Origin of the sequence: Endozoicomonas gorgoniicola (genome assembly GCF_025562715.2) — a bacterium.
GTDB lineage: Bacteria > Pseudomonadota > Gammaproteobacteria > Pseudomonadales > Endozoicomonadaceae > Endozoicomonas_A > Endozoicomonas_A gorgoniicola.
The window spans coordinates 4770123-4787699 of record NZ_JAPFCC010000001.1; the positions used below are offsets into that span (position 1 = coordinate 4770123).

Here is a 17577-nt window from a genome sequence, read left to right on the forward strand (position 1 = left end):
CATGAATGCAGGCCTTGTTTTACCGAAAGACTTGCGGATTAAATTTTATCATCCCCGGTAAACTTTATCGAAACTAGCGGAAAACCCCGTACTTTTAGTGCGGGGATGGATAGCGAGCAGTCTGGAAGACTGCTTATAGAAGATACTTGAAGATTTTACATTTTTTGATATAAACTTGTAAGCATGAATAAACGAGCTTTCAAATACAGATTTTACCCAACGCCTGAGCAGGAAACCTTGCTTGCTCAGACGTTTGGCTGTATTCGGTTCGTTTACAACCATATCCTTCGCTGGCGTACTGATGAGTACTACAACAATGGTTGTAGTATTAATTACAATGCTGCCTCGAAGCAGCTTACAGAGCTGAAAAAGAACCCTGAGTACCAGTGGTTGAAAGATGTTTCTTCTGTACCTGTTCAGCAAGCACTACGACACCAGCAAACCGCCTTCAAAAACTTCTGGGAAGGTCGGGCGAAATACCCCACTTTCAAAAAGAGACACGCAAAGCAGAGTGCTACTTTTGCCGCTTCTGCTTTCAAGTACAAAGAAGGTCAGCTATTCATAGCTAAAAGCAAAGAGCCTTTGAATATCCGCTGGAGCAGAGAGCTATCGTCAGAGCCTTCCAGCATAACCATCAGCAAAGACAGAGCTGGACGCTACTTTGTATCCATGCTGTGCGAGTTTGAAGCTAAACCAATGCCTATTTCTAACAAGACAGTGGGCATTGATTTAGGCTTAAATGATCTGTTCGTCACTTCAGACGGCCAAAAATCCGGTAATCCAAGACACACCAAGCGCTACGAGCAAAAGCTCGCCTACCTTCAGCGTAAGCTGGTGAAAAAGCAGAAAAGCAGTAACAACCGAGCTAAAGCAAAGCTCAAGGTTGCCCGCCTTCATGCGAAAATAGCTGATTGCCGGATGGATGCTACTCATAAAGCATCCCGCAAACTAATTAACGAGAACCAAGTTGTTTGTGTAGAGTCCCTGAATGTGAAAGGCATGATCAAAAATCCAAAACTGGCAAAGCATATAGCTGATGCAAACTGGGGTGAATTTGTACGGCAGTTGCAGTACAAAGCCGAGTGGGCAGAAAGGATTGTTGTTCAGATAGACCGATTCTTTCCCAGCTCCAGGCGTTGCTCCAGTTGCGGATTCATCCATGAAAGTTTGCCGTTGTCTATCCGTGAATGGAAATGCCCGAAGTGCAATACCCTTCACGACAGGGATATTAATGCGGCAATCAATATCAAAACCGCCGGGCTGGCGGGGTTGGCCTGTGGAGCGACTGGAACGGGGGTTGCAGCCTAGCTGCAATCTAGAGAAGGCGTGTCGAAGCAGGAAGCCTGTTTGGTGACGAACAGGAATCCCCGTCCTTCAGGGCGGGGAGGATGTCAAATTCGCTGGTGTGGAAGAGCTGGAAAGAAAACCAGCTCTTACCTGATTTATGTGTAATGTTAATTGGTTCAAAATGGCATAGCTTTCATGTCTGCGAGACGATTTCTTAAATTTATGGTGTAGTTATGCGAGACAAAACAATTATTTGGATTGCTCAACATAATCGCGTGCTTATAATGATATATATATTGATCTACAGGGTTGTTTTCATCAGATGTATATTGAGGGTGTATAAACAAGCATGTGCCATCAGACTCTAATTCATTTTCGTTCATGTATTTAGGATAAGTCTCAGCAGCATAATTAATAAATTTTCTCATTAAATCAGATGAGCCAATCATAATTTCCATAACACTGGTTCTTTCAATTGGCGGGTACTGAACTGGACTTTGATTTGAATCCTCACGCATTGTAACATTTAAGTTATGCGCTTTTGCATATTGTTCTAAGTCATTAAAAAAAACTAAAAATTCACCACTATTGTCATGCCTGTGATCAAGGTGTAGATGAATTGCATCGGGCTCTTTCGAAGTAGCACCTGATAATAGTTCACTAATTTGGGTTCTTCCCTGTTTTAAGTGGGTAGTTTTCAACGACGTACGCCAGTGGGGTACAAGTCCAAGCCTCCAAGATGAAAGTAGATCGCTGTCTTATATCTTTCACGGTTTCGAAAGCCACAAGCCCGATTCTTCAAACTCTGAATCTTGCTGTTCACTCCCTCTGCTCGACCGTTATTAGCCTCAAGGACAATAGCGTTGATGATACCCCACAAGTGCTCTTTGACCGTTCTGGCAACTTCTTTTATGGGCTCAAGCCGACATCTCTGCGCCCAGCATAGCCACCTCTTCCAGGCCTTGATTGCCCAAGCTCTGGACTTGTAATTCCATAAGCTCATTGCCATTTGCCGGATGGCCCAGGCGCGAGCTGTTTTAAGTGTCGAGTTTCTCAGTGGTTCGAAGTTATCCCACTGCTCTTCAGACATGTTTTCAGGGTTAGTCAGCCAGTCGTAGCGAGTCCCCTTAAGCAGCTCTACACCTTGGTTTACAAGGGCTTTGTTCTCTTCTATCCGAACCTTGTTGACAGCTTTACCCAGAGACTGAGCAACGTGAAACTTATCAAATGCAATCTTCTGATCTGCGTCTGGAACATTCTCACTGACTGACTTGATGTAAGCCTTGGACATGTCCATCGTCACGCATTCGATCCCCTCTTTATGGTCATAGGGCAGTGTGTCAAAGTACTCGTTGAGACTGTCACTTTTACGGTCATCAGAAACGTGAATAACAACGCCTTGGTCGTGGTCAGTGACCACTGTGACGTATTCATGATGCTTTTGAAATGAGGTTTCATCAACAGCGATTCGTTTTGGTGGCTTAGCATCACGACGAGCCAGTCCTCTCTTCACTGCACGCTGCTGAATACCGTCTATGGCATTCCAACCAAGCTTCATTTGTCGTGCAACTGCCTTCGTAGTTGCCTCCTTTAGCCAGTCAATAACAAGGGCTTCAAACAGAGCTGTATATCGAGAGTCAGATTCAGCCCAGGGCACATTGATGGCTAACACCTTATGCTCAGGGCACTGGGTCCGTGGAACCCTGGCAACTAGAATAGTCTGAAACTGACAGGTATCCAGATGACGCCACTTCTGAGTGATGTGGTCGTAGCCAGAGCAGGGCTTATCGCAAACACTGCATTTGCAGGCCTTTTTACCATTGTGTTCAATGAATACCCGAACCTGTTGATCCTGTAATGACAATTCAACTTCAGAAACGAACCAAGGAGACTCAATACCCAGTATTTGAGAATAGAGTTGCTTATCACGCATCGGTGCATCCTTGCATTGAGTGCTTCAGAATATAATAAATCACCCACTCAAATTGAGGAAGAGCCCTAATTTGCTTGTGCAGACTTTTAGCTTCTTCCATTTTAACAATAGTTACAGATTCTGCTTTAACTGAAGATCGGTATATTAATGGATTTTTTTCTGAAGAGTAAAAAACTTGTTTTTCTATACCCAACTTTTCAGCAAACGGCTCTGCCTCTAAGCTTTGTCCATATAAAATATTATCGGATCCAAAGCAGTATCCAAATACGAAACCAGCCGTTAGTATTGCAGCTTTAGCACATTTAATACTTTTTTTATACATAATCAAATCTCCTTATAAATATTAGATTTATAAAAAATAAGACAAGAACAATATATGTAAGTTCAATTGTTTTTTATCAATCTTTTAATAGGCCGTTTTTAATTAATGTCAGGCCATGAATCGTCGCTTTCCCTGTTTTCCGTATCGTCATTGTCATTATCACCGTCACCTTCAGGCTCGGGGTGGTAAAAGAAAGCACGGGATTTATATGCTTCGGCCTGCGGTGGTTGATAGTTGCCCAGAGTTGTCGACTTTAGCCAAAAGCCGAGTACGTTAATACCGGCTGCGCTTAACGTGTTGACAACATTCTGGACATTACCCGGTAAGTCATCAATGAATAAAACGGTATCGTACCTATTACTGAGGTTGTAAAACTCTAACAGATAATTTCCTTTAGGGTTATGGTTGGTATATATGACGTTTTTTCTATACCCTGAATCTTGTGAGTTTATAAAATGCGTTTGAGTGGTTAATGTATTAATGACATTGCCTTGTCCCGTAAGATTAATGCCTAATTGCCCCAGACGGGCTTGAGACCCACTACTTCTCATTGTTAACCCAATAACATCCGTTATTTTCGTTAAATGATTGACCCATCCTGCCAGTATTCTTGGAATATAATTCTGCCGACTTGTTGTTGGTTTTTGATGAGTCAGGCCGCAGGCCTGAGCATTATAAGAACCCGTCATGCTGAATGCGCAAGAAGCTCTTACATTTTTCATTTCTCTCCACATTTCCGGTCCGAGCTGCAAAAATTCAGGTTCATACTGTTCTTGCGAAAGGGGCTTGTTTTTTTGTTCTCTTATCAGCACATTGTCGAGATCAAATACGACAAGCACCCTTCCGGTATGACTCAATTCGACTGCTTTAGAGATAAACTCCGCAATGGACTCTATTGCCCTTATCTCGTTGCAGGACTGTGCGTCTGGCTTTGGTTTTGTCGGGGGGGGATCCATCCCGTGGGAAGCAATGCCAAAAAATAAGAGTAAGCACAAGTAATAGTTGCGCACTGAATTGTCCATTGAAATACACTAAGGAAGGCGTAGTGTAGCTCGTGATTTAATTATCATGCTCAAAAATTCACTCTGTTTACCGCTGTTGAGTTGCGGTATTCTGTAGTGCTAACTGACAACCTGTTTATTATGGCCATGCAAAGTACCCTGCAAGAAGCTGAATTACCCATTGATCAAGCAACCGTAAACCTGAAAACTCCGCCTCATTCTATTGAGGCGGAACAGTCTGTACTGGGTGGCCTGCTGCTGGATAACGAAGCATGGGACAAGGTTGGAGATAAAGTCACAAGCGATGATTTTTATCATCCCCGACACCGCATTATCTATTCGGCCATGGCAAAGTCTGCCAATGAAAGCCTGCCTTTTGACCCGCTGACACTGGCGGATACGCTGGATCGTCAGGGTGATCTGGACGACGCTGGTGGTATGTTGTACATCACTGAACTGGTGTCCAGTGTAGCGGGTATTGCCAACATTGAAGCGTATGCCACGATCATTCAGGAACGCTCTGTACTTCGTAAGCTGATTCAAACCAGCCAGAAAATCACTGAACGTGCCTACAACCCTGAAGGCCTGAATAGTCAGGATGTGTTGGACGAGGCCGAGCGTCTGGTTTTCAACATTGCTGAAGAGCGTCCGAAAACCGGTGGCCCCCGGGGGGTTCGTGAAATTCTTGATAATACCGTCAAGAAGATTGATGAACTGTTTAATGCCGGTGATGCCATTACAGGTATCACCACCGGTTTTACCGATCTGGATAATATGACGTCGGGTATGCAGCCATCGGATATGGTCATAGTTGCTGCACGTCCGTCCATGGGTAAGTGCATCGTTTCGGGTAGTCGTGTACTTGATCCTGAATCCGGTGAGCTGGTAAAGATTGATGATATTGTTGCCCGGCAGTCCGGTGCGCTGCTTTCTCTGGGTGATGATTTTCGTCTAAGTCCTGCAACGCCATCGGCTTTTGTGGATGATGGCTTAAAACCTGTCTTTAAAGTTAAGACCGCTTTAGGGCGAACCATAGAAACTACATTGACCCACCCTTTTCTGTCTGGTGCTGGCTGGCAGCCACTGGGCAATCTCAAAGTGGGTGATGCCGTTGCTGTGCCAAGAGTTTTACCCGTGTTTGGTCATAAGCGTCTACCTGACCATAAAATCAGGTTAATGGCTTATTTTATTGGTGATGGCGGAACAACACAGGCGTCTCTGCGCTTTACCAATAGCAATGAAAGAGTGCTGGAGGATTTTATTGCAGCGGTTAACGATTTCGGTGGGGTTAAAGGCGTTCGCATTGAAGGCAGTAAAGGTACTCCGTCTGTAAGGGTTAGCAGTGATCTGGAACAGGTTTCTGAAGCTCGTCGGCGGGTTTGCGCAGAAGAACTATTTCCCGGCGGTTATGAGCAGGCGGTCTGGAATGATCAAAACCCATTAACAAAATGGCTGGATGCACTCGGCCTGAACAACAGGCTGGCACATGAAAAAACAATACCAGATGTTGTTTATCAGTTGGAAAAAGACAATCTGGCCAGGTTTCTGAGTCATCTCTTTACCTGTGATGGCAGTGCTTTTGTCCAGGCAAACAACCAGTGCCGTATATCCTACTCATCCTCAAGCTATGAACTGATCAAAGGGCTGCAACATCTTCTGCTGCGCTTTGGTGTTAATGCCAAAGTAAGAGATAAGGTAACCAGCTATGAGGGGGCGCAGGTTCCTTATGAGCTGGAAGTGCTGAGCCAGTCTTCAATTCAGGCATTTATTGACAATATTGATATTTTTGCCAAAGAGGATCGTATTGAAGCGGTTCGAAAGGCGCTGGCAGGAAAAAAACCTCATGACAATAGTGACACCCTGCCAGAGTCAGTTTGTGAGTATATTTTAAAACTGAAAAGTGACCGGAGCTGGAGAGAGATTTACACCAGTGCCGGGAAGGCTTATCCGGAAAATTATAACCCTCACCTGACAGGAAAAAGCCGACGTGGAATCAGCAGAAGGCGGGCTTCCTTATTTGCTGAACTTTTTGCTGATGACTATTTACGTCGTCTTGCCAACTCGGATGTCTATTGGGACAAAATTGTTGCTATAGAACCTCAGGGCGACAAGCAGGTATACGACCTGACAGTGCCGGACACCCATAACTTCGTTGCAGAAGACTTCTGTGTTCATAACACGACCTTCGCCATGAACCTGGTAGAAAACGCATTGCTGAATACCGACAAGGGCATTATGGTCTTTAGTCTGGAAATGCCCAGTGAACAGTTGATGATGCGTATGCTGTCGTCTCTGGGGCGGATCAATCAGTCTAAGGTGCGTTCCGGTAATCTGGAAGAGGAGGACTGGCCCAAGCTGGTGTCGGCGGTTGAGCGTATCAAGGACAAGAAACTGTTTATTGATGATACGGCTGGCATAAGTCCTTCGGAAATGCGTTCCCGCGCCCGCCGGATTGTAAGGGAGCATGGTGAACTGGGTATGATCATGATCGACTATCTGCAACTGATGCAGATACCGGGTTACGATCAGGGACGAACCAACGAAATTTCTGAAATTTCCCGTTCTCTGAAAGCCATTGCCAAAGAGTTTAATGTGCCGGTGATTGCGTTGTCGCAGTTGAACCGATCCCTTGAGCAGCGCCCTAACAAACGTCCGGTTAACTCAGACCTGCGTGAATCCGGAGCGATTGAGCAGGATGCCGATGTCATTATGTTTATTTATCGTGATGAAGTGTACAACCCGGATACCGAGTACAAAGGGGTGGGCGAGATTATCATTGGTAAACAGCGTAATGGCCCTATCGGTTCTGTAAGGCTGGCATTTATTGGTCAGTACACCCGGTTTGAAAATCTGGCTCCAGATGCCTACAACTTTGATGACGATGAATAATCGTCATCAATCCTTTCAGCGCACTGGTCTTTTGTGAATCATGAACAGGGTTCGGCTGAGGTTATCCAGTACTTCATCGGTGGGGATCTGTGTGGATGCTCCGAATGCAGTAATATCAACCTTTATTCTGGTTGAATGGAGGTTAAGTAAATTTTCTTCGATGCTCTGCATTACCGCCACTTGTTGATAGCGGGCATTGGGTTGATTGCTGACGGTTAAAATGTTGCATTTTCTCACCCCCTTACAGGGAGAGATTGCTTTGACCCATTCCCGTACAGTCTGTTTGGTGGTAGGACGAATTTTCTCGGAAACACCAGAGGCTTGTTTAGGGGTCATATAGGTGAACAGGTGGCCCGAATATTCTTCAAGGAATTGGCATGAAGCCCTGTAGAAGTCGTCAGTTAACTCGTAATCGTACTCGTTCTTTCTATACAGGTAGTTGGCTAACCCATGTTCAGGGAAATGTCCCTGAGGGTGAAAGCCGAGCTTTGATCGTCTGTGGTTGTTAAAAAAATTATAATCCTGGCACATAAGGTTTACAGCGTATACGATCGCTTTATAAGCTGTATCTTCGGTCAAATCAGAAACGTGGGATTTCTCATTCTCTGAAATGTAGACCATGCCTTCTTTATCAATTTCGAACCAGATTGTGCTGTGCCTTTTATCCACTTCAAGTTCGTAACCCTTCTGATAGCCCGTGTTAACAACCCTGTTGCAGGTGAGCGCTGTGATATCACCCATTTTTCTTGAGAATTGATGATTTGGCTTTTCTACAGCCTGCTCTTCGGACATTGAGTAGTTATCGTAGAAAGCAACCATCCCTAAAAAACGCATTTGCATTTGTTGAATGCTGCCCCCAAGCAAAAGGGTGTGGTCGAAAGGGTCTTTATCAGATCTGGAAGGTACAAGAGTCTGATACATACTCGAGCTGCGCAGTATTTCAACAACCTTATGCTTCATGTCTCTGTCATTGTCATGGGTTTCCTCGACGACCTGCCCTTCAGGTACTAGCCAGTTCTGAGCTTCCTGTTGCTGAGCCAGGGTTAATCGGTTATGGCCTTTTTTCTGGGTAAGGAGGACAATGGTGAATAAATCGAAGTTATGACTGGTTATTCCCAGTAACTGCAGCAGCTCAATAATACTGTCGTGCTGTGGGGCAGAAAATACGCTGTGGTCAAGGCCTCTGATTAATGCAGCAGGGCAGGTTGGGCAGAGTTTTTCCAGATTTATGTCGTTATATTGAGCAAACAGAAATTTTTCATACGTCGTATACCAGCCTTCGTTTGATTTTATAATTTGCAGGTATGGGTGGCTGGTGACGGAGCGGGAAATTTGATTATAATCGTCGCTATAGGGATAAATGGCGGGTTCCGCCGACATCGCAAAGCTAGAGTGGTACTTTAGCACTAGAAAAGTAAAAAATATTCCAAAGCTCTTGTACCTGTAAGATAAAAAATATCTGATATAGAAAACACCTGCTACAGAAGCGCAATAAATAAGTGCCGGGAATAACTTCATCTGTTCGGTGATACCTGTGTATGTCTAGTACCTGATGCTCTAGTGGTATTTGCCTGCAGTTTTAATCCAGTGTCGGAAGGCATTCAAGCTATCTGCTATGGCATCCATAGTGTAATACCTGGCAGAAGTATTTTCGTACAAATCAAGGCATGAATGGTTGAAAATATGTTTGTGAGTCAGTTTGCTACGAATAATGACTTGTGCTTCTTCGCAATAAGGTTGCAGGGTGGCAAGAAAAATAACGGAGTAGCCTTCAAAGTTTCGAGACTCGTTTAAAACATCTTCGAGCTGTTGGCTGAAGTGAAGTGTAGCGTCAACTGGAATGGACGTAACATAAGGTTGGTGATCAAAGAAGTACCTGAGCATTTCTTTAGCCAGGTCAGCCTGTGTAATTTGGTGTTGTTTGGGTAATAAATTATCAGGATGGAAAAAAACATTATCGTTCAAGTTTAGTTGCAATAACTCTTCATGGGTGTAATGAGTGGATGTTGAGGTGACCAGTAAAACATGAGAAGGAAAATTACTGAGATGAGCTATTCCCTTCGTTAATTTTTTGAGTTTTTTCAGGTTTTTATACATGGACTCCGCATGAGATGAAAAGAAAATTAGCAGAGACGAGGAACTTTCTTCGTACGGAGATGAGCCAACCTTATTGTGATAGCTACCTGTCAATGGTGTTTTGCCCAGTGCATTAACAATTTTTATTTTCTGCTCGCTTGTTATTTCGCTGGAAAGAACAGTCCCTTTGTCCAGGCTGGAATCCAGTATAGATGTCATATTATCGTAGCTGCCATAGTTCAGAGGGAGCTGAGTGGCTGAAAACAGCTCATATAGCTGTTTACTGTATTTCATGATTGTTTTGCTGGCACCGTTAGAAAGCAGATTATCACGGAAGTTGATGTATTGTTGTGAATTAAATTCATCAATATTAGGCGTTGCAAGAGCAACCCTGTGAACCGTCGATAATAGAATCAGCATTCCAAAAAGATACCTCAACCACATCGTTCGTAGCATCAGCAAACTCATCTGTTTTGTATTATGAAGCGTAGTTAGACAAGATAGACCAAATTCAAGCTGTTCAAGCAATCAATTAGTAGAAAATAATCATTTGATTATTCCTGAAAGGGTCTAAAGAAGGGGCTGTAGAAAAAATAGATGTTTTCTAAGCACAAAATGAACGAAGTATGAACATAAATATTAATTGTATAGAGATTGATATAACAGGGCTTTCAGTTAAACCTGTTTAAGCGAGAGCTGGAAACCAATGTTCAGTGTGGTGGAACGACACTTATCTGGTCGAACCTCATTACACTCTGGGTGTTGGATAGCCGCTATGGCGTGGCTACCCAGCAGTCTTTCACTTTTTAAGGCATGATGGACAGTGGCGGTTCATCTAAAATCGCCATCTGTTCCCTTAATTCGAGAATATGTTCAGACCAGTAGCGCTCCGTGTTAAACCATGGAAAGGCCATGGGAAACGCCGGGTCATTCCACCGCTTTGCCAGCCAGCCGCTGTAGTTGATCAGACGCAGGGTTCGGAAATACTCTACCAGGTTCAGCTCGATTGGGCTGAAGTCGTAGAACTCATTGTATCCTTCCAGCAGTTCAGACAACTGCGCTGTCTGGTTGGCGCGATCACCCGAGAGGAACATCCATAAATCCTGAATAGCGGGTGCCATACAGGTGTCGTCAAAATCGACAAAATGAGCGTTGTCGTCACGCCAGAGGATATTGCCGCAGTGGGCATCGCCGTGAACCCGGATGGCTTTGGGTTGATAATGCTTTTCGATGCTGTCCAGTTTTTCCAGAATATCTCTGCTCAGGGTTTCATAAGCAGGCAGAAGCGCCACAGGAATAAAATCGTTTTCCAGCAGCCATTGGACGCTGTCTTTGCCATAACGCTGCAAGTTGATACCAGGACGATGCCCGAAGGGTTTAGCGGCTCCAAGCTGGTGTAGCCTGCCCATACAACGCCCCAGGGTGAGCAGGTGGTCGAAGTTATCCAGTTCAGGAGGGTAGCCGCCTTTGCGCTCAAAGAGAGCAAACTGAAACCCTTCAAATTCATGCAGGGTTTCACCCTGTTCGTTCTTTAATGGAGGAACAATGGGAAATTCCATGTCATGGAGTTCAAGGCTGAATTCGTGTTCTTCCAGAATTTGTGCTTTGGTCCAGCGCTGAGGGCGGTAAAACTTGGCAATGATGGGTAAGCTTTCTTCAATGCCCACCTGGTACACGCGGTTCTCATAACTGTTTAGTGCCATAATGCGGGCATCGGAAAGATAACCCTGACTTTCAATGGCGTCCAGCACCCGATCCGGAGTGAGTTGATCGTAAGGGTGAGAGCTTGGGGTCATACTGATGTCCGCGTGCAAGTTAAGTAAAGCGGTATTCTATGGAGCGGAGTCATGGTTGTCGAATGAAAGGAACAGCTTTTCCCAAAGGGATAAAAAGTGAACTTTCTAAAAAAGCAAAGTCTGAGCGTTGAAGAGAAGCTATAGAAAAGCTTGTTTTTACTGGTTCAGGAAAAATTTACAGATGATAAAAAAAGAAGTAAAACTCGTATTATTCATATTGTTCAATACACTTTTGCCGGCAGTCCATGCAGATGAGCTTTCCCATGAAGTTTTATACAGCAGAAATCAACGCCCATACTACCGTGTAGATTATATCGAGAAACGGCTGGCTGCTATTTGCACTACTTATAATCTCTTGGGCAGACGCTGTAAATCCGGGGTTGTTGAGAAGCGTTCTGTCTTATTTTCGTGGATATCAGTTTTGCCTCAAAGCCAGACTCCGGAATTGCGAAAATGGGTTTCTCTGTATGCGCTGCAAAAACTCGATAACCATGCCGGAGGGAAGCCTCAGGCGGTACAGCTTGAAGAAATTTTCTATGCAAAAACTAAGGGCCCTCAAAAAGGCTGGGCGCCTGTATTACCTTATTCTTCGCTCTGGAAAGATTGGACCAGACAGCAGGAACGCTTTTATAACAAATCTTGCGAAGAGCCAGAGCCGGGCTGGGAGCAGAAGGAAAGAAACAGGATTAAAGCTGCCAATAAGTCACGGGCAGAAGAAAACCGTCTTCAGCTTCACTATGCGCTTCACGGGCTTGATCCTGAAACCACCGAACGGATACAGCGTCAGTTGAAGCAGATATTTCCTGAAAACGCAGTACATGATCTTGAGCCATCAAAATCCTATACGTTGTTGCTTACTATTCCCGGGACTTTGAGTGACAGGTTACTTCTGCCTGTAAATGAAAGTTTTTTTGCTTTGGATTCGAACGGGCATTTAGCTTCTAGGAGCCTGTCGGACTTGTAACAAGTCCAGAAAAGAAGGCGGCATCATAACCCTGCTGCCTGTTTAAGCTACTGTGCAAGCTGTTCTCACAACCGCCACTCTTACCCGTAAATAGTAAAACATCGCCCAAAAAGCTCTGTATGCAGCCAGAAGTTGAATCATAAATAACCAATTTTCAGGTTCTTCCCTGTTTTAAGTGGGTAGTTTTCAACGATGTACGCCAGTGGGGTACAAGTCCAAGCCTCCAAGATGAAAGTAGATCGCTGTCTTATATCTTTCACGGTTTCGAAAGCCACAAGCCCGATTCTTCAAACTCTGAATCTTGCTGTTCACTCCCTCTGCTCGACCGTTATTAGCCTCAAGGACAATAGCGTTGATGATACCCCACAAGTGCTCTTTGACCGTTCTGGCAACTTCTTTTATGGGCTCAAGCCGACATCTCTGCGCCCAGCATAGCCACCTCTTCCAGGCCTTGATTGCCCAAGCTCTGGACTTGTAATTCCATAAGCTCATTGCCATTTGCCGGATGGCCCAGGCGCGAGCTGTTTTAAGTGTCGAGTTTCTCAGTGGTTCGAAGTTATCCCACTGCTCTTCAGACATGTTTTCAGGGTTAGTCAGCCAGTCGTAGCGAGTCCCCTTAAGCAGCTCTACACCTTGGTTTACAAGGGCTTTGTTCTCTTCTATCCGAACCTTGTTGACAGCTTTACCCAGAGACTGAGCAACGTGAAACTTATCAAATGCAATCTTCTGATCTGCGTCTGGAACATTCTCACTGACTGACTTGATGTAAGCCTTGGACATGTCCATCGTCACGCATTCGATCCCCTCTTTATGGTCATAGGGCAGTGTGTCAAAGTACTCGTTGAGACTGTCACTTTTACGGTCATCAGAAACGTGAATAACAACGCCTTGGTCGTGGTCAGTGACCACTGTGACGTATTCATGATGCTTTTGAAATGAGGTTTCATCAACAGCGATTCGTTTTGGTGGCTTAGCATCACGACGAGCCAGTCCTCTCTTCACTGCACGCTGCTGAATACCGTCTATGGCATTCCAACCAAGCTTCATTTGTCGTGCAACTGCCTTCGTAGTTGCCTCCTTTAGCCAGTCAATAACAAGGGCTTCAAACAGAGCTGTATATCGAGAGTCAGATTCAGCCCAGGGCACATTGATGGCTAACACCTTATGCTCAGGGCACTGGGTCCGTGGAACCCTGGCAACTAGAATAGTCTGAAACTGACAGGTATCCAGATGACGCCACTTCTGAGTGATGTGGTCGTAGCCAGAGCAGGGCTTATCGCAAACACTGCATTTGCAGGCCTTTTTACCATTGTGTTCAATGAATACCCGAACCTGTTGATCCTGTAATGACAATTCAACTTCAGAAACGAACCAAGGAGACTCAATACCCAGTATTTGAGAATAGAGTTGCTTATCACGCATCGGTGCATCCTTGCATTGAGTGCTTCAGAATATAATAAATCACCCACTCAAATTGAGGAAGAGCCAATTTTCAATGTCCGCCATCGCCATGGCAAACATTTTCTTCAGATTGAAGCCTGTGCAGAGCAGATCCCATTCAGCAGACACCTCTGCAAAGCCTCGAACCAGAAATTGGCGATACCCCATCACTTCTTTCTGTATTCCAAAGGTTGGTTCAATCGTACTTTTCCGCAAGGCATAAACAGCCCGACCTTCTTTTGTCTGCAGCCGCCAACGCATCAGGTCTAATGCTGTTACATCGTCGCCTTCCGGCATAGGATCATCAGGTTTAAAGCGCTCCATCAAAGGTTTATTGTGGGCATCACGCTTCTCTGCGATATACGCAGTTGCGCCATAGTTATCCACAGCTGACACATTACTCTCACTGAAGTAGCCTGTGTCTGCCAGGATCGCTTCGGGCTTGCCAAGTTCGTCTTCACGAGTTGCCAGTTCTTCAAGGGCTGGCTCTACCTGCTGTTTGTCGTTTGTTGCCTGAGTAATGTGTTTTTCTACGATCAGTCCGCTTTCAACATCAACTGCAGCCTGCGCATTATAAGCTTGTTCATAACTGCCGCCTGATGTTGGCATGATGCGGGAATCACGATCTGTCAGATTGACCTGGTCTTTGTCTCTTGGGTCTGCCTCTGGGGCTTTGGGTTCTCTACCCCTCGGCTTTTTTCCAGACTCCCTGATCGCTTCCCTGCGAGCCACTTTTTCCTCATATTCTTCCAGCTCGTATTGGTATCGCTCCTCAGCGCGACGCTCTATTTCTGCTTTTGCTTCGGCAATAACAGCAAGGCGATCTTCCCTACGCTTGAGCTCCTCTGGAATAGAAAGCTCTTCAGGCTGCTCTTCTGCATCGGCTTTCTCTGCCATTTTCAGGAGCTCATCCACCTCAGACTTGAGCTGTTTTTCCAGCTTGCAGGCATACTCGTAGCTGAGGGCTTTGTGTTTGCTGGCATTCGCTTTCATTTTGGTGCCATCCAGACTGATGGTTCCCATTTTTAACCACTGGGCTTCTTTAGCGATCATTAGAATCTGGGTAAACAGGTTGCTGATTTCCTTGCGAAACCGCTTCCGGAAAGCATTAATACTGTCATGATCTGGGTGTTCATTGGCACAGATATAGCGGAAAGCAATAGAGTCGTGAGTAGCCTTCTCCAGCTTTCGGCTGGAAAAGACACCTGTCGCATAGCCATAAAATAACAGCGAGAGCATGAGCGATGGATGCCAGGCTTTGGAACCTCTACCGCTGTAGGACTTGATGAACGGATCAAGATCGAGCTGCTCGACGACCTCTACAACAAAACGGGCGAGATGACGTTCCGGCAAATAATCATCGACACTGGCGGGAAACATGTCTGGAATACTGCGGTCAACGGGTCTGAAAGTCCATCTCTTCATTTGTCAGAGGTTGCTTGCTTGAAAAGTGATTATTGGCAATTATGCCAGATTTTTGCTCTAAGTCCGACAGGCTCCTAGCGTACAAAAGAGTGAGAACAGCATTTACAAGGAAGAAAAGTTGTCACTGTTTCAAACTTTTCTAATAATTATCACTCCTATAGAAATTTCTGCTATCGTGATTTGTTATAATTTATGGCCTTTTACTCCGGTGAATGATTTTCTGTAGCTGTAGTCCTGTCAGCAAACTAGGCTGACTGTAATGTATTCAAGAGATGAATGAATAACGTTACAGTCAGGCAGGCAGCTCCAGGGAGCTTGTTATCAGCGGCTTTTCAATTCCCTTAAATGGCGATAAACCGTGTGATGGCTGATACAGAGGTGATCCGCGACAAACTGTATCGCTTCTTTAAGTTCAAATATACCCTGGCGAAACAGTCGCTCAATGATCGCTTTATTTTTCAACGAGGGCAGAACCTGATCGTCGGACTCTACCGAGCGGATTGCCTTGGTGACAGAGCTGTTCAGGAGCTCATCAAGGTTTTTGGCAAAATTTTCCGGACTGTTGTCATGACCTTGTTCTGCTGGAGCAGTGGGTATCATTGAGCTGACTACTTCCCGAAACGGTGCATCCAGGTTGACATTGATGCACAGCAGGGCAATGGCTTGCCCCTTCGGGTTTCTGATCACAGTGGTTACCGAACGCATCATTTTGCCATCGGCAGTTTGTGTAAAGTAGCTGGGGGTGACATCCTGCCCCTCAACCAGTTTGCTCATGGCGAGATCAGTGACTGGTGCTCCTTCAGTACGGCCGGTTATATGGCCGTTGGCAATTTTTATCACAGAAGGATTATTTTTATCCAGGCTATGAAGCAGAACTTCCGTGTGGTTGCCAGAGATTGCCGCTATACCATCCACAACCGGCTTTATTGATTCAAGCATTGCTTTATCTGCCGGAGTTAACGTTATTAAACCCATGAATTACCAGTTTCTGAAACGTTCACGTACTGTTTACTACAGTATGGAAAGCTTCAGAACTTACCTCCATCACATCAAGAAAACGATTGACTGCACAGATTTCGTATCTGTCATGATAAAAAAGCCTGCTCACAAAGCGGTGTGAGCAGGCCCTTAATCAAAGCTGATCGATGAAAAACGTATCAGGCAGTCATAATGCGAATAATGGCATGATCTGTATTTGGCATTCCAGTACTCACCATATTGCCCACATTCCTGATGGTCTCTTCAACCGTCTCTGCAATAATGCCCTGCTCATTGGCTACGGAGCCACTCAGAGCCATCAGGCAAGATCGAACCGCTGCACCAGAAGAAGTGGCGACTTTCATGGCGCAGCTGGACTTGGCACCGTCACACACCATTCCGGAGCAGTCACTCATAACATTCTGCATCGCATGGCTGCACTGCTCAAAAGAACCGCCACTCAGGTAAGTCATGGCAAACGCTGAAGCTGAGCTGGTGACAGAGTTGCCACAGAACGCAGACAGCGGTGGGTAGTGGGACTTGATGTAGATAGCCATCAGGTGGCTCATGGCCAGTGCCCGGGCCTGCATTTCTTCACCGACGTTTCTGAAACGAGCCATCTCTACAACGGGTACGGTGGCAGCAATGCCCTGGTTACCACTGCCGTAGTTACTCATCGCTGGCAGTACAGCACCGCCCATGCGTGCGTCAGAGGCTGCGGATGTCCGCATAACGGTACGGTTGATAAGGTCTTCACCCAGAACGCCCTGGTCGATCTGGTCCATCATGGTGCGGCCTACTTTCAGACCGTAATCATAGGACATACCTTCCTGAGACAGTGCGCAGTTAAGCTCTGCGGCTTCGTTCATAAACAGAATCGATTCAGGCTCGATTTCTGTGGCAAATTCGTAAATGCCCCGGACGCTGATATCAACACCCTCACAAACGGATTCTGTGGTACCGCTGTCGGCGTTGCTGGTGTCCAGTTTAAAGAGGCTTTCGCCATTCAGTGTTTTTTCAGTGATGCGGGTATGTCCACCACTGATTTCAACGGTGGCCCTGTCCGTTCCTGCTTCAGCCATCACTTCACAGTAAATGAAAACGTCAGACGCAATCGCTTCAACTTCAATCTGACCCTTGTCAATCATCTGTTTGGCGGCAGCTACATCATCAGCAGAAATATCTTTAAGAACTTCCAGACCCATATCCGGAGCGCCAGCGACTGCGCCAGCCGCTGCGGCAATATGAAGCCCTTTATAACCTGTGCCGGGAACAAAAACGCCTACCGCATTTTTATACAGGTTTTCAGAAACCTTTACTTTTACTGTTTCTGGTTGGGTGCCGAGGATGCTGGTGGCTACTGCAGCGGCGTAAGCGGCAGATATAGGCTCAGTGCAACCCAGTGCAGGTTTAACAACGGACTTAATGATATTGATGTACTGAGACCACTGAGGCTTCACAGCAAA

General features: G+C 45.6%; 14 protein-coding genes. 3 read left to right on the forward strand and 11 right to left on the reverse strand.

The genetic code is table 11. The features are described 5' to 3' along the window. Positions 1 to 183: 183 nt before the first annotated feature. On the forward strand, positions 184 to 1308 hold the full coding sequence (locus tag NX722_RS21375; protein ID WP_262564319.1) for an RNA-guided endonuclease InsQ/TnpB family protein: 1125 nt from the start codon (positions 184 to 186) through the stop codon (positions 1306 to 1308). A gap of 155 nt (positions 1309 to 1463) precedes the next feature. Here the strand turns inward: NX722_RS21375 and NX722_RS21380 are convergent, their stop codons facing one another. From NX722_RS21380 to NX722_RS21395, 4 genes are all read right to left on the reverse strand, one after another. Next, positions 1464 to 1988: a hypothetical protein gene (locus tag NX722_RS21380; RefSeq protein WP_262564906.1), complete on the reverse strand. Its 525-nt coding sequence runs from the start codon at positions 1986 to 1988 to the stop codon at positions 1464 to 1466. Next, entirely contained in the window at positions 1985 to 3220 is a 1236-nt protein-coding gene (locus tag NX722_RS21385) for an ISL3 family transposase (RefSeq protein WP_262564907.1), read from the reverse strand. The genes NX722_RS21380 and NX722_RS21385 overlap by 4 nt, the downstream gene beginning before the upstream one ends. Continuing rightward, complete coding sequence (locus NX722_RS21390; protein WP_262564909.1) at positions 3213 to 3542, reverse strand: hypothetical protein; 330 nt, start codon at positions 3540 to 3542, stop codon at positions 3213 to 3215. Before NX722_RS21390 ends, NX722_RS21385 begins: the two co-directional genes overlap by 8 nt. 98 nt (positions 3543 to 3640) lie before the next feature. Further along, complete coding sequence (locus NX722_RS21395; RefSeq protein ID WP_262564911.1) at positions 3641 to 4552, reverse strand: DUF2608 domain-containing protein; 912 nt, start codon at positions 4550 to 4552, stop codon at positions 3641 to 3643. A 138-nt stretch (positions 4553 to 4690) separates the two neighbouring features. Between NX722_RS21395 and dnaB the strand changes: the two genes are divergently transcribed. Continuing rightward, on the forward strand, positions 4691 to 7432 hold the full coding sequence (gene dnaB / locus NX722_RS21400; protein ID WP_262568704.1) for a replicative DNA helicase: 2742 nt from the start codon (positions 4691 to 4693) through the stop codon (positions 7430 to 7432). A gap of 15 nt (positions 7433 to 7447) precedes the next feature. Here dnaB and NX722_RS21405 read toward each other — a convergent pair whose 3' ends face one another. From NX722_RS21405 to NX722_RS21415, 3 genes are all read right to left on the reverse strand, one after another. After that, entirely contained in the window at positions 7448 to 8812 is a 1365-nt protein-coding gene (locus NX722_RS21405) for a hypothetical protein (RefSeq protein ID WP_262564913.1), read from the reverse strand. A gap of 177 nt (positions 8813 to 8989) precedes the next feature. After that, positions 8990 to 9976, reverse strand: coding sequence for a hypothetical protein (locus tag NX722_RS21410; protein WP_265442375.1), 987 nt, complete (start codon positions 9974 to 9976; stop codon positions 8990 to 8992). A 338-nt stretch (positions 9977 to 10314) separates the two neighbouring features. Continuing rightward, on the reverse strand, positions 10315 to 11304 hold the full coding sequence (locus tag NX722_RS21415; RefSeq protein WP_262564916.1) for a serine/threonine protein kinase: 990 nt from the start codon (positions 11302 to 11304) through the stop codon (positions 10315 to 10317). Positions 11305 to 11485: 181 nt separating this feature from the next. Between NX722_RS21415 and NX722_RS21420 the strand changes: the two genes are divergently transcribed. Continuing rightward, positions 11486 to 12268: a hypothetical protein gene (locus tag NX722_RS21420; protein WP_262564918.1), complete on the forward strand. Its 783-nt coding sequence runs from the start codon at positions 11486 to 11488 to the stop codon at positions 12266 to 12268. Positions 12269 to 12454: 186 nt separating this feature from the next. On the opposite strand, the gene NX722_RS21425 is transcribed toward NX722_RS21420, so the two are convergent. From NX722_RS21425 to NX722_RS21440, 4 genes are all read right to left on the reverse strand, one after another. Next, the gene (locus tag NX722_RS21425) at positions 12455 to 13690 is read right to left on the reverse strand and encodes an ISL3 family transposase (RefSeq protein WP_262563604.1); all 1236 of its coding nucleotides are present in this window, start codon (positions 13688 to 13690) and stop codon (positions 12455 to 12457) included. A 39-nt stretch (positions 13691 to 13729) separates the two neighbouring features. Continuing rightward, entirely contained in the window at positions 13730 to 15133 is a 1404-nt protein-coding gene (locus NX722_RS21430) for an IS1182 family transposase (RefSeq protein WP_262564920.1), read from the reverse strand. A gap of 321 nt (positions 15134 to 15454) precedes the next feature. Then, positions 15455 to 16108: a helix-turn-helix transcriptional regulator gene (locus NX722_RS21435; protein ID WP_262564921.1), complete on the reverse strand. Its 654-nt coding sequence runs from the start codon at positions 16106 to 16108 to the stop codon at positions 15455 to 15457. 182 nt (positions 16109 to 16290) lie between these two features. Continuing rightward, entirely contained in the window at positions 16291 to 17571 is a 1281-nt protein-coding gene (locus NX722_RS21440) for an L-cysteine desulfidase family protein (protein ID WP_262564922.1), read from the reverse strand. Between the last annotated feature and the right edge of the window lie 6 nt (positions 17572 to 17577).